Source organism: Amycolatopsis sp. DSM 110486 (assembly GCF_019468465.1).
In the GTDB taxonomy this organism is placed as follows: Bacteria; Actinomycetota; Actinomycetes; order Mycobacteriales; family Pseudonocardiaceae; genus Amycolatopsis.
Genome location: NZ_CP080519.1, coordinates 1,656,408 through 1,670,050 on the forward strand (window position 1 = coordinate 1,656,408; position 13,643 = coordinate 1,670,050).

The 13,643-nt window shown below is 70.7% G+C and carries 9 protein-coding genes and 1 pseudogene; 4 read left to right on the forward strand and 6 right to left on the reverse strand.

Going from position 1 to position 13,643, the window contains the following annotated elements; all coding sequences use genetic code 11:
* Positions 1–68 precede the first annotated feature (68 nt).
* From K1T34_RS07895 to K1T34_RS07910, 4 genes are all read right to left on the reverse strand, one after another.
* On the reverse strand, positions 69–452 hold the full coding sequence (locus tag K1T34_RS07895; RefSeq protein WP_220243628.1) for a hypothetical protein: 384 nt from the start codon (positions 450–452) through the stop codon (positions 69–71).
* A gap of 169 nt (positions 453–621) precedes the next feature.
* Positions 622–2,262: a phospholipase C gene (locus K1T34_RS07900; protein ID WP_220243629.1), complete on the reverse strand. Its 1,641-nt coding sequence runs from the start codon at positions 2,260–2,262 to the stop codon at positions 622–624.
* A gap of 59 nt (positions 2,263–2,321) precedes the next feature.
* Positions 2,322–3,545, reverse strand: a complete 1,224-nt coding sequence (locus K1T34_RS07905) for a Dyp-type peroxidase (RefSeq protein WP_220243630.1) — start codon at positions 3,543–3,545, stop codon at positions 2,322–2,324.
* On the reverse strand, positions 3,542–4,687 hold the full coding sequence (locus K1T34_RS07910) for an EfeM/EfeO family lipoprotein (protein ID WP_255638391.1): 1,146 nt from the start codon (positions 4,685–4,687) through the stop codon (positions 3,542–3,544). The genes K1T34_RS07905 and K1T34_RS07910 overlap by 4 nt, the downstream gene beginning before the upstream one ends.
* 571 nt (positions 4,688–5,258) lie before the next feature.
* Between K1T34_RS07910 and K1T34_RS07915 the strand changes: the two genes are divergently transcribed.
* The 4 genes from K1T34_RS07915 (at position 5,259) to K1T34_RS07930 (ending at position 12,175) form a co-directional block, all read left to right on the forward strand.
* Complete coding sequence (locus tag K1T34_RS07915; protein WP_220243632.1) at positions 5,259–5,963, forward strand: RraA family protein; 705 nt, start codon at positions 5,259–5,261, stop codon at positions 5,961–5,963.
* Positions 5,953–6,675: an SDR family oxidoreductase gene (locus K1T34_RS07920; RefSeq protein WP_220243633.1), complete on the forward strand. Its 723-nt coding sequence runs from the start codon at positions 5,953–5,955 to the stop codon at positions 6,673–6,675. The genes K1T34_RS07915 and K1T34_RS07920 overlap by 11 nt, the downstream gene beginning before the upstream one ends.
* The gene (locus tag K1T34_RS07925) at positions 6,672–7,058 is read left to right on the forward strand and encodes an NUDIX hydrolase (RefSeq protein ID WP_220243634.1); all 387 of its coding nucleotides are present in this window, start codon (positions 6,672–6,674) and stop codon (positions 7,056–7,058) included. Before K1T34_RS07920 ends, K1T34_RS07925 begins: the two co-directional genes overlap by 4 nt.
* A gap of 116 nt (positions 7,059–7,174) precedes the next feature.
* Entirely contained in the window at positions 7,175–12,175 is a 5,001-nt protein-coding gene (locus K1T34_RS07930) for an AAA family ATPase (RefSeq protein ID WP_255638392.1), read from the forward strand.
* Here K1T34_RS07930 and K1T34_RS53150 read toward each other — a convergent pair.
* Positions 12,173–13,264 (reverse strand): annotated as a pseudogene (locus K1T34_RS53150) (glycerate kinase); the annotation flags it as partial. The gene K1T34_RS07930 and the pseudogene K1T34_RS53150 sit on opposite strands and share 3 nt — an antisense overlap.
* On the reverse strand, positions 13,261–13,638 hold the full coding sequence (locus tag K1T34_RS07935; protein ID WP_220243636.1) for a gamma-glutamylcyclotransferase: 378 nt from the start codon (positions 13,636–13,638) through the stop codon (positions 13,261–13,263). The pseudogene K1T34_RS53150 and the gene K1T34_RS07935, both read right to left, overlap by 4 nt.
* Between the last annotated feature and the right edge of the window lie 5 nt (positions 13,639–13,643).

Sequence of the window (13,643 nt, forward strand, 5' to 3'; positions counted from 1 at the left end):
GCCGTCCGAACGCAAGGGGCATTTCCGAACTGTGGCCCCCTGCCGGAAAAATCGTCGCGAAAATGTGTTCAGTCGCGCGTGAAGCCGCCCAGGTGCTGCGGGAAGACGGTGATCGGCACGCCCGCGCCGGCCAGGTCGCGCAGCATCGTCAGGATCGCCTCGGTGGGCGTGCCGTGGACGCGGATGTTCGTGGTGGCCGTGAGGTTCTCGCGGAACTCCGGGTCGGCGTGCTCGGTGAGCACGCGCATGTGGTGCTCGAACGAGTCGGTGTCCGGGTGGACCTGCACGAACTCGACCTCGGTGCCGTCGGCGCTCGCGTACTCGTGGAACGCGATCAGCCGCGGCTCGTGATCGTCCACGAACCGGGCCCAGCCGGGCGCGCGGCCCGACTCGGCGTCGAACCTGCCGGGGACCACGCTGTTGGTGGCGATGAAGACGAACGGTCCGGTCACGGTGACCACCTCCACCTACTATCCAACCAGTTGGTTACTTGATTCGCCACTGGGACGACCGTCGCGTCGGACACAGCAGGCAGGCCAGGAAACGGCCGAAGGCCACCGGGTTCGGAAACCCGGTGGCCTTCGGAACTGGGTACTACTGGTGTTCGGTCCTACGCGATGTTCAGTGGTGCCCGTTCTTGACGACCGCACCCGTCTTCGGGTCCAGCGGCAGCTTGCTCGCCTGCGGGTACCAGAAGTTGAACATGTTCCACAGCCCGCCGGCGCGGGAGTCGAACGACGACCCCCCGACGCGACCGGTGAACCAGTTGTCCTCCACGAACTGCAGCACCGAGGTCTGGTCGGTGCGGGTGTGGTCGACGAAGTTCACCTTGCTGTAGGGCGAGATGACCTGCAGCGGCAGACGCGGGCCGTAACCGCAGCGGTCCGCGGTCGTGCCCAGCTTGGTGTTGGTGCCGGTGCAGACCGACTGGTCCTGCGCGGCGTCGTTCGACCCGTTGATGATCGTGGACTTCTGGTGGTCGTACCAGCCGTCCGAGTCGTCGTAGGCGAGGACGATCGCGGTGGACTTCCACTCCGGCGACTGCTGGATCTTGTTGATCTCGCTGACCACGAACTGCTGCTCGTCGAGCGGGTCGGAGTTGGCCGCGTGCGCGTCCTCGTAGGCCGGGGCCTTGAGGTAGCTCACGGCGGGCATCGAGCCGGCCTTCAGAGAAGCGTCGAAGTCGCTGATGTCGTACTGGTGGTTGGCCTGGTCGGTCTGACCGATGGCCTGCACCGAGGACGGCGGCAGGTGGTGCGGGTTCGACGTCGACTTGTAGTACGAGAACGCGTTGTGGTGCGGGCTGTAGTCCGTCACCGGGATGCCGCCGACGTTGTTGTGTTGCTGGCCGCAGACCGCGAACCCGTTCTGGGTGCCGGTCGGCTTGAAGCCACCCTGGAACCAGCCCCAGGTCACGTGGCGCTGGTTCAGCATGTCACCGATGTTCTTGCCCTGCAGCGAGGCGAGGTTGTCGGTGGCGGTGTGGTTCTTGTCCGAGCAGTCGTCGTACGCCGGGTCCGGGTCGTTGATGACCGTGCCGATCCCCTTCTTGTCGGGGGAAACGACGGCGTACGAGTCGGTGGTCGGCTGGTGCGTCACCGAGGTGAGCGCCTGCGCCCCGCCCGTCTGCCCGGAGATCAGGTTGAGCGCACCGGGGGTCGACGGGCCGAAGTTCGTGTTGTAGGAGTTGTCGCTCATCGCGTAGTTCTGAGCGTAGTTCCACATGCCCGTGACGGTGTTGCCGTCGTAGTAGTCCATGACCAGGCCCGGCTCGCCGAAGAGGATCGGCTGCCCCGTGCACTTGTCGGTCTCGGTCTTCTCGACGAACTTGTCCATCTTGCCGCCGTTGAACGCCGCCTGCTCAGCACCGTAGCTGTGGTTCTGGTCGCAGGTGAGCGCCTGGTCGGGGGAAAGGCGCTTCGGGTCGTAGGCGTTGGGGTTGTTGTTCAGCAGCTTCTTGTCGAGGCCGTTGACCTTCGGGGTGTTCTTCGCGGCCTTGAACGGCGTGCCGTCCTGGTTGGTCGCGTTGGGATAGGTGCCGAAGTAGTGGTCGAACGAGATGTTCTCGCCGAAGATCACCACGACGTGCTTGATCGGGGTGAGCGTCGGCAGCCACGACGCCGGCAGCGTGTGCAGCGCCTGGGCGTCTGCGGTCGACGCCGCGGAGCCGGTGACGATCGCCAACACGGCGGCCGAAGCCAGCGCACCCGCGCCGATCAGCCCGCGTGAACGGCGACGCCGTCTGCCGATTCCTTTGTCCACTGGGGAATCCTCCTGATTTCGATGACTTCGTGGTGGGAACTGCAACTGCGGGAACACGGTCAGGCCAACAAAGCCCGGCCGTAGTGGTCGTCGGGACCGGTCACCCCCGGCAGCGCCAGGAAGTAGCCGCCACCGAACGGGGAGATGTAATCGACCAGCGGCTCGTCGATGAGCCGCTTCTGGACCGCCTCGAACTGACGCTCGAGGTCCTGCTGGTAGCAGGCGAAGATCAGGCCCATGTCCAGGTTGCCGTTGGTGTCCACGCCGCGGTCGTAGTTGACCGCGCGGCGCAGGATCCGGCTGGAATCCGTCTCCGGCTTGCGAGGGTTCGCCATGCGGATGTGGCTCGTGAGGGGGATGACGGTGCCGACGGGGTCGTCGGCGTACTTCGGCACGTCCTGTTCTTCGGCGCCGTCGAGGGGCGCGCCGGTGTCGCGACGGCGGCCGAACATGTTCTCCTGCTCGGTCAGCGACACGCGGTCCCAGAACTCGACGAGCATCCGGATCAGCCGCACGACCTGGTAGCTGCCGCCCTTGGTCCACGCGGGCTCGCCGCTGCCCTCGCCGAGCCAGACCAGCTTGTCGTACTCGGCGTCGGTCGGGTTCGAGATGCCGTCCTTGAAGCCCATGAGGTTGCGCGGGGTGCCGGAAGGCCGCGGCTGCGAGGCGAAACCGTTGATCTTCCAGCGCAGCTGCATCCCGCCGCGGGTGGCGCGGGCGATGTCGCGCAGCGCGTGAAGCACGGTGTCGGTGTTGTCCGCCGAAAGTACGAGCGACAGGTCCCCGTCGCACTGCGCGGCGTCGAGCGCGTCGTTGGGGAACATCGTCATCGGCTTGAGCTTCTTCGGCTTGAGCGCCGCGAGACCGTAGCGGTCGTCGAACAGCGACGAGCCCACGCCGAGCACCACGCCGAGGTTGCCCGCCGGCACGACCGGGCCCAGCACACCGGAGTCGGCGGGCGGCGCGGTGATGCCGAGCGCCGCCGGGGCGCCGCCGGTGGTGAGGAAGCGGGCGCGGTCGGTGATCTCCTTGAACAGGTCCGTGAGCTCGGCCTTGTTGTCGGCGACGACGTCGAACGACGCCACCACGCTCTGCGCGGGCGGCCGGCGCACGATCGCGGCCTGGCGGTCGCCGTGGAACGCGACGGAACCGGAGTCGGCGGCGCTCGCGGCGACCGAGCCGACCCCCACGCCCGCGGCGGCGGTCAGGCCGGCGCCGACGACGGTGCGGCGCAGGAACGTCCGGCGGGAAGACTCCCCCGGCTGGGCTGGTTTGGCGGTCACGAAACCCTCCTGGGTTCGGCGATGGCCGCGATCGGGGCGAGCCGCTCGGTGAGCTCGCTGACGTCGGCGTTGATCTTCTGGCGTTGCGGCGCGGTGAGCGCGGACACGGGCGTCCACGAACCGTCGGGCTTCCGGGCGCCGTCGAGGGTCGCTTCGGTCCGCTTCATCCAACTGTCCACACCGGACAGTTCGGGGTAGCGCGGGGCGAGCACCGGACGCAGGACGTCGAGCACGGTCTGCACGCCGTCGAGATTCGCCCGCGTGGTGGCGAGGTTGGTGCCGCTGCCGTAGTCGGTCTTGGCGGTGAGCTCGAACTGCAGGGCGTTCTCCACGATCTCGTGGGCGCGCAGGCCGAGGTCGTTCGAGTCGACCTGGCTCTGGGGGAAGGCCGTGCGCAGGTTCTGCACGTCGGAGGCCAACTGGTCGACGACGCCGCCGAGCGAGCCCATGTCCTCGTTGTGCCAGAGGCCGTACTCGAGGCGGTGGAAGCCGGTGAAGTCCGGGTCGGAGGTGCCGCCGGGCAGGCCGGCGGTCGTGCCGTTGATGGCGCCGTCGGAGTCGCCGAACGCGTCGTACGCGGCGCCGAGGCGCTCGTAGGTCAGGTGCGCAGTGAGCCAGGTGGACTCAGCGGCGCCGCGGTCGCCGCGGTGCACGGCGTCCTTGAGCGCGCCGACGTCGGTGACCAGCGTGTCGAGCCCCTGCGTCACCTTGGCCTCGTAGACCTTGAGCGGCTGCAGGAGGTCGTTCTGCGTCACCGCCGCGACACCCGGGCCGCGCTCGGCGCCGCCACTGACGGTCGTCGTCGGGCCCACGATCGCGGAGGAGTCCTCCGGAAGGCACCGGAAGGCGTACGGTCCATTACCGAGCGTCACTGACATCGGCCTGATCGTCCCCGTGCCGAGACCCTCGACCTCGCCGTAGATCACGCCGGTCTTCGGGTCGATCAGATCGACCTCCGACGTGACGGCGCCAGTGTTGTGGAGGTTGAAGATTTGCGGGCCCGGCTTGGGGTCCGTCCAGCCCTGACCACAGGCGGAGCGGGAGATCTGGATCTCCGGATCCTGCGCGGACGCCCCGTCGGGCCAGACCGCGAAGGCGATTCCCACGGCAGCGGCGGCGACCACGACACCCGCGGCCCCCACTACCCAACGGGCACGTACAGACCCCGGCACGCGCACACTCCTGCCACTCGATCGGACTACCGGGAGGGAATTATGCGTGCGGAACGTGAAGAAACAGGGGGTCGAGACCACCTCCCGCCCGGGAATTCACCAGGACTTCAACCAAAAACCGATGAAATCGGATATAAGGACCAAAGCACCGAGCGACGTTAAGTCCTTTTCAGCACATATGGTGGATTTCTGCGGCACGTGAACACCGCCACCACCGTCTCTGAACCAAGCGGCCTCCTCGCCTCGGCCACGCAGCCCAGGAATGGGTCCCTTTCCCGGAAGGTCAGAGAGCCACGGCAGGCGCACCCGCCAAAGCCGACCCACACGCGAGATCGCGCCGGTTTCCGGATTGGGGCGGTGCGATCGGCCGGCGGCCGATCCGACCGCCCCAATCCGGAAACCGGCTCAAAGGCGATCTCGCACGCCCCGGCGGAGCCGGGGCCAAAGACATTGCGCGCGCGTCGCGGACGCGGTTGGCTCGGGTGGTGACCCCGCCACCCGGCAACGTCTTCCAGCTCGCTGCGAGAAAGGCCTGAAGGAAATGAAAAACGACGAGCTGCGGCGCCGCTTCGAAACGCTCACCACCGCGCACCTCACCGACGGCTGCATCCGCGCGCGGCTGCAGGTGCGCTGCGCGCCGGCGGGGACACGGGCCGCGGTCAGTGGGCGCGTGGCCGGGCGGGTGTTGCCGGCGCGGCACGCGGGCAGCGTGGACGTGTTCCTGGAGGCGCTGATGAGCGCCAAGGAGGGCGACGTGCTGGTGGTGGACAACGGCGGGCGCCTCGACGAGAGCTGCGTCGGCGACCTCGTGGCGATCGAGGCCGCGACGGCGGGCGCGTCCGGCATCGTGATCTGGGGCCTGCACCGCGACACCGCCGACCTGCGCGCGATCGGGCTGCCTGTGTTCAGCCTCGGGTCCCTGCCGACCGGACCGTTCTCGCTCACCGACCGCGCCGCGAACGCGCTCGAATCCGCGCGCGTCGGCGAGTGGGAGGTCACGTCGGACGACCTGGTGTTCGGCGACGAAGACGGCGTGGTCTTCGTGCCCGCCGCCGAGGCCGAGGACGTGTTCCGCCTCGCGGAGTCCATTCGCGACACCGAGCGGCGCCAAGCCGAGCTCATCCGCGGCGGCAAGACGCTGCGCGAGCAGGTGCGCTTCGCCGAGTTCCTGCGTGCCCGCGAGGCCAACCCCGCGCTGACCTTCCGCGAGCACCTGCGCGCCGTGGGCGGGGCCATTGAAGAGTGAGCGCCCGGTCGCCCTGGTCACCGGTGTCGGCCGACGCGCGGGCATCGGGGCGGCCATCGCCGAACGCCTCTCGGCTGACGGCTGGCTAGTCGCGTGCACACACTGGCCGGCCTACGACGCCCGCATGCCGTGGGGTGCGGATCCGGTGCGGGCCGGGGATTTCTCGGTCGAAGCGGACTTGGCCGATCCCGCGGCGCCGGCTTTGCTGTTCGACCGCGTGGCTTCTTCCCTTGGCGACGTGACGGCTTTGGTGCTGGCGCACTGCGAGTCCGTCGACTCCGGTTTCCTCGACACGTCACTCGAAAGCTTCGACCGGCACTTCGCGGTGAACACACGCGCGAACTGGCTGCTCATGCGCGAGTTCGCAGTGCGCTTCGGCGGACCCCACGGCACCGGCCGAATCGTCGCCCTGACGAGCGACGCCGTGGTCCACAACGTCCCGTACGGCGCCAGCAAAGGCGCCCTCGACCGCCTGATCGTGGCCGCCGCCGCGGAACTCGGCCCCCGCGGCATCACCGCCAACGCCGTCAACCCCGGCCCGACCGACACCGGCTGGATGGACGGCCCCCTGAGCACCACCCTCCGCGACCGCACACCGCTGGGCCGCCTCGGCACCCCGCGCGACTGCGCCAACCTGGTGTCCTTCCTCTGCGGCCCCGACGGCACCTGGGTCACCGGCCAGCTCCTCACCTCCAACGGCGGCTTCTCATGACCACCAAGCTCCTCGCCTACGTCTGGCTCCCCCGCGGCGCCACGGTCCTGCTCCTTCGCCGCGCGCCCGGCACGTTCCTCGGCGAGCACTGGGAGCTCCCCGGCGGCACCGCCGAGCCCGGCGAAGCCCCGGAGACCACCGCGGTCCGCGAGGTGGCCGAGGAAACGGGCCTGCACGTCCACCTCCTCGGCGAACGCGCCCGCCTCTCGTGGCCCGACCTCGACGGCCGGCCGCTCACGATCCACGCCCGCGTCTACGACGCGACCGAACCCACCCCCGGCACGGTCACCCTCAACCCCGCCGAACACGACGACTTCACCTGGGCGACAACCGAAGAAGCCGCGGCACTCCGTCTGTCGCCCCACCTCCACCTGCTCGGGTAGGGCGGGCGTTGGCGGCGGCTGGTCACCGGGTGCCGCCGAGGGTGGTGAAAAGCGGGCGAATCCGGGGAAGAAGAAGCCGGTGCACCGCCTGCCCCGGGGGTCGCGATCGCGCTGAGATGGGTGTAGGCAGAGGTTGCGTCGAGACCGACAGTGTGTGGAGGTGTCGGGTGGGCACAGCTGAGCTACCGGGCCGAGATCCGGAGACCCGGGTCTCAGTACTTCGCGAGGACGCGCGCACGCGGATCGTCCGGCTGTTCCTCCCTGATCGCACCGTCGTCTGCAAACAGCCGCTCGGGCCGGACGCGCCGGGACGGCTGCGGCACGAGAAGGCGGTGCTGGAACAGCTCCGCGGGGTCTCGGGCGTGGCGCAGCTGGCGGACGCGCCGCAGTACGCGGGGGCGATCGTGCTGGCGGACGTCGGCGGCACGATCCTGTCAGGACTGTCGAAGCCGCTTCCCGTCGATGTCCTGGTCGGCGTCGCACTGGGGCTGGCCAGAGCCGTCGCGGCCATGCACCGCCGCGGAGTGCTGCACCGGGAAATCACCCCCGCGAACATCGTGATCTCCCGCGACGGTGCTCCGTACCTGGTGGACTTCACGTTGGCCACCTCGCTCGCCGACGCCGGCCGGCCGTTCTCCGATCGCAGCGAGATCGTCGGGACTCTCGCGTATCTCGCGCCCGAGCAGACCGGGCGGACCGGCCGTTCCGTCGACCAGCGGGCCGACCTGTACTCGCTGGGTGCGACGCTCTACGAACTGGCGACGGGGGCACCGCCGTTCGGCTCCGGCGATCCGCTTCGCCTCACCCACGACCACCTGGCGCAGGTCCCGGTGCCGCCGGACGAGGTGAATCCGGCTTTGCCGGCGGCCCTGCCCGAGATCATCCTTCATCTGCTCGAGAAGGAGCCGGACAGCCGGTACCAGACCGCGGAGGGCGTGGTCCACGACCTGGAGCGGCTGCGGGACGCCCGTGCGGGACCGGTCCGGGTCGGTGAACACGACTTCCCGCTCCGGCTGGTCGCGCCACCGAGACTGGTCGGGCGCGAAGCCGAGGTGGCCGTGCTCCACGCGGCGCTCGAGGACGCGCTGACGGGCCGGTGCCAGGGAGTCATGATCAACGGCGCGGCGGGGGTGGGCAAGACGGCGTTGGTCGACGAGCTGCGCCCGGCCGTGACGAGCCGGGGCGGCTGGTTCGTGGCGGGCAAGTTCGACCAGTACCGGAGGGATCTGGAGTTCGACGGGGTGCACCAGGTGTTCCGGGCGTTGGGAAGGCTGCTGCTGGCCGAGCCGGAGAGCGGGCTGACCGAGGTCCGGCAACGCATCTTCGCCGCGGCCGGCCCGAATGTGGGCCTGCTGACCGCGGTGGTGCCGGAGTTCGCCGCGCTGCTGAAGGTGCCGCCCGATCCCGGCGATCCGCTCACCGCGCAATCGCGGGCTCAGCACAACAGCGTCCAGATCCTGCGGGCGATCGCGTCGCCGGAACGACCGGTGGTGCTACTCCTCGACGACCTGCAATGGGCCGGGCGAGGCCCGCTCGGGTTCGTCGACCTCCTGCTCGACGAGGAGCCGATCGCCGGCCTGCTGCTGGTGGGCGTGCGCCGCGACGACGACGTGGCTTCGGCAGAGCAACCGGCAGGATCGGAAGACCGAGCCGGTGTGCGGTACCTGTGGCTGGGCAACCTGCCCGTCCCGAGTCTGGTCGCCATGGTCGCCGAGATGCTGCACGCCGACGAGGTCGCGGCGGCGGGCCTGGTCGAGGTGATCGAGCCGCGCACGTCCGGCAACCCGTACGAAACCGTGCAGCTGCTCAACGCGCTGGGCCGCCACGGTGTTTTCACCGCGAACGCCTCGGGGTGGCGGTGGGATCCGGCGCGGCTGCGAGCCCGGCTGGGTCCGTCGGAGGTCGGCGACCTGCTGGCGGCGCGGATCGAGGCCGTGCCGCCGCGGTCCCGGCGGCTGGTGGAGGCGATGGCCTGCCTGGGCGGGCAGGTCGAGGTCTCGGTGCTGCGGACTGCCACGGGCGAGCCGGACGGCGGGGTGGAGCGGCACTTGGCGCCGGCGCTGGACGAGGGACTTCTCGCACTGGAGAGCGGTGCCCACGGCGCGGTGCGGTTCCGCCACGACCGCGTCCGCGAGGCGATCCTGTCCACGCTCGATCGGGAGCGGCGCCGGGTTCTGCACCTGGCCATGGCGCGACGGCTGGCCGGGGTGCCTGACCTGTTCGCGGCCGCCGCCGACCAGTACCTGCCGGTGATCGACGCGGTCGACGATCCCGCAGAGCGCCGGCAGGTGACGAAGCTGCTGCGGCGCGGCGCCGACCAGGCCGCGTTGACGGGTGACGATGTGCAGGTGAACGCGCTCCTCTCGGCGGCGTTGCGGCTGGTCGACCCCGCCGAGATCGCCGTGGTGGTCGAGCTGCGCACTGCTCGCCAAGCGGCTCTGTTCGGTTCGGGGCGCTTGGCAGAGGCCGACGCGGAGTACCGGGTGATCGAGCGGCTCTGCGAGAGGATGCCGGACCGCGCGGGCCCGACGGCGATCCAGGTGCGCGGCCTCACGCACCAAACCCGGTTCGCCGAGGCAATCGCGCTGAGCCTGGAGTCGCTGCGGGAGTGCGGCGTCGTCGTACCTTCGGGGGATCGGCTCCCCGCCGACGTCGACCAGCGGTTCGAGCGCCTGTACCGGTGGGCGGCCGACAGCGACCCAGCGGATGACCTGGCCCGGCCGGACCTTGCCGACGCCACCGCGCTGGCCGTGACCCACTTGATCGACGCTGCCCTGCCGGCTGCCTACTTCGTCGCCGACCCGGCCTTGATCTCGTGGCTGGGTCTGGAAGCCTTCCGGATCTGGATCGAGCACGGTCCTGGCCCGAGCGTGATCGGCCCGGCAAGCCACGCCGCCTACCACGCGGGGGCGCAGCGCGGTGCCTACGAGGCCGGATACCGCGCGTTGCAGCGGATCGTGGCGCTGGGCGAGGCCCGCGGCTACGAGCCCGGCACCTCGCAGGCACGGCACATGTTCTCCGCTCTCAGCGGCTGGTTCGAGCCGATCGAGAACGGCGCCCGCGCGGCGCAGGAGGCCAGGACGGGGCTGATCGCGGGCGGTGACCTGGCCTACGCCGGTTACACCTACCAGCTCTCGGTGCCGTACCTGGCGGAGTGCGCGCCGTCCCTGGAGAATTTCGTCGCCGAGGTCGACCGGGGGTTCGCCTTCCTGCGCCGGACCGGCAACGAGCAGACCGGCCAATGGCTCGACAGCTACCGGTGGCTGGCCGACGTGCTGCGCGGCGAGAGTCCAGCCTCGAGCGCCGACCCGATCCCCCTCGACCGTTTCGCCGACAATCCGCTGGCGCTGTTCTACGCGCACCTCTGTCACGCGCTCGCCGCTGCCTGCTTCGGTGATCCAGTTCGCCTGGCAGAACACAGTGCGGCCGCCATGGCCCTTCTCCCGGCCGCCGCCGGCTTCTACTCCACCGCCGTGGCCCGCTTGCTGCACGGGCTCGCCCTGGCCGACCAGGCCCGCGCGGCCACTGCCGACGAGCGCGGAGCTCCACTGTCCGAATTGGACGAGGTGATGCGGTGGCTGGCCGCGCGGGTCAGGGACGCACCGGAAAACTTCCTCCACCTGGTGCGGTTGCTCGAGGCCGAGCGGGCCTGGGCGGTCGACGACTTCCGCGGTGCCGTGCGGGCGTTCGACGCCGCGCGGCGCGAGGTCGTCCAGCGTCAGCGCCCCTGGCACCGAGCCCTGATCGCCGAGCGCGCGGCGCGCTTCCACCTGGCACACGACATCGACCACACCGGCTTCGACCTGCTCGCACAGGCCCGCGACGACTACGCCGCCTGGGGCGCGACCGCGAAGGTGGCGCAGCTCGACTGGGCGTACCCGGCTCTGCGATCAGGAGCCGGCGCGACGGCCGGTCTCGAGGAGGCCCGACCGGCGGGTGCCGTCCGCCAGCGCTCAACGGTCACCACGGGCACCCTCGACCTGCTCGGCGTCCTGTCCGCGTCGCGGGCGCTGAGCTCCGAGACGAGCATCGAACGCCTGCATTCGCGGGTCGTCGACGTGCTCAGAGCGATGACCGGTGCCACCGTCGTCCGCCTCGTGCTGTGGAGCGACGACCGGCGGGACTGGCTCCTGCCCGCCTCCGCTCCCCCGAACACAGCGACAGGCGCCGATCATGACCACGCGGTGCCGATGTCCGTGCTGCGCTACATCCGCCGGACCGAGGCACCACTCGTCGTCGACGACGTCACCCGCGACGACCGCTTCGCCCACGACCCGTGCTTCGCGGGCCTCACGCGCTGCTCCTTCCTCGCCGTGCCCGTCCTCAGCCGCGGCGCCCCGCGGGCGGCGCTGCTGCTGGAAAACCGGCTGATCGGCGGCGCGTTCACCGCCGAGCGGCTCGACGCCGTCAAGCTCATCGCGGGCCAGCTCGCCGTCTCCCTCGACAACGCCCAGCTGTACGCCCAGCTCACCGCGTCGCGGGCGCGGATCGTCACGGCAGCCGACCAGGCACGCCGGCGCATCGAACGAGACCTGCACGACGGCGCTCAGCAACGGCTGGTCTCTCTCGCGCTACGGCTGCGCGCGGCACAGGCGCAGGTGCCACCGGAACTCACCGAACTCGCCGCCGATCTCGGCGACCTCGCCGCCGAAGCCACCAGCCAGCTGGACGAGCTGCGCGAGATCGCGCGCGGTATCCACCCGGGGATCCTCGACACGGGAGGACTCCAAGCGGCCGTGCGCACGCTCGGCCGCCGCTCGCCCATCCCGGTCGAGGTCGACCAGCAGCCGGGACTGTCGCTCCCCAAGCACGTCGAGGTCAGCGCCTACTTCGTCGTCGCGGAGGCGCTGACCAACGCGGCCAAGCACTCACGAGCATCTTCCGCCTCGGTGACCATTCATCTCGACGCCGCGAAGGCCCTCTTGCACGTCACGGTCCTCGATGACGGAGTCGGTGGCGCCGACTTCACCCGGGGCACCGGGTTGCTCGGCCTCAAAGACCGGGTCGAAGCGATCGGCGGCCGGATCGTCCTCCAGAGCCCGCCCGGAGCCGGAACCAGCCTCCACGCGGAACTTCCGCTCGCCGACCCCAGCCGATCCTCCGCGCTGGACCGTTGAGGCGTGGTCGCGGGCCAGGCGTTCGGCGAGGCGGCGCAGCAACGGCCCCGCGTTCGTCATGCAGCGCGCCGGGTCCGGTTCGAGGTCGGTGAGGGCGTGGACGGCGGTGAAGCCGGCCGCGCGCCACTCGGCCGGGGACAGCAGGCAGCGGCCCGCCACGGCAACCGTCGGGACGCCGGCGCCCGTGGCCGCACGCAGGACGCCGACGGGGGCCTTGCCGTGCAAGGACTGCGTGTCCAGGGAGCCCTCGCCGGTGATGACGAGGCGGGCGTCGCGGACCGCGATGGAGAAGCCCAGGAGGTCGAGCAGCAAGGAAATACCCGGCCGCAGGCGAGCGCCCAACGCCGCCAGCGCCGCGAAGCCCACCCCGCCCGCCGCGCCGGCGCCCGCGGCCGAGGCGGACGAAGGACCCAGCACCGAAGCCCAGTGGCGCAACCCGGCTTCCAGCACGGCAACATCCTCAGGGCTCGCACCCTTCTGCGGCCCATACACCGCCGCCGCACCCGAAGGACCCAGCAGCGGGTTGTCCACGTCGCAAGCCAGGTCGATGTCCACAGCAGACACACCGGACAAGTCCACAGCAGACACCGAAGCCAACCCGATACCGCCGAGAGGCACCGCGGCGCCGGAAGAATCCAGCACCCGCGCCCCCAATGCCGTCAGCATCCCGGCACCACCATCCGTGCACGCACTCCCGCCGACGCCCAGCACGATCCGCGCCGCCCCGGCCGCCCGCGCCGCCGCGATCAGCTCACCTGTGCCATAACTCGACGCAGTCAGCGGCGCAGGCAGCCCACCCGGCAACCGCTGCAAACCGGAAGCCTCGGCCAGCTCCACCACGGCAACGTCACCCCGCAGCGCGAAGAACGCCGTGATCCGCCGACCCGTCGGCCCGGACACGCGCACCGGCACCCGGCGGAACCCGGCGGCGACGGCGGCGGCCACCGTGCCGTCACCGCCGTCCGCCACCGGGAGCTCGACCACCGGCTCGTCGCGGGACACCGCACGCAAGCCGGCAGCGACCGCCGAAGCGACCTGCGCCGCCGTGAGCGAGCCCTTGAACTTGTCGGGCGCGACCAGCACTGTCATGACTGAGACCGGAACGACCGCCAGTCACCGATCTCGGTGATGTCGCGCAGCTGCACGTGGGACGTCTGCGGCCGGCGCAGCAGCATCGCGAACGCCGAGCTCCCGTCCGCCAGCTCGATCACGCCCAGCTCCAGCTCGGGCGGTTCCGCCGGCAGTACCCGGTCCCGCAGCGCGTCCAGGGACACCTCGTACACCTCGCCCGCAACCGCACCGCCGCCGTGGGCGACCGGGACCAAAGCCGGGCACTGGCCACCCACGGAGTAGAAGCGGTACTTCGGCGCGGTGGTCGTCGACGCGACGAGAGGGGCGCCGTCGAGCAGGTGGTGCAGCGGTTCGCCGCGCATGGCGCCGCCGTTGAGGAACATCAGGGTCACAGCAG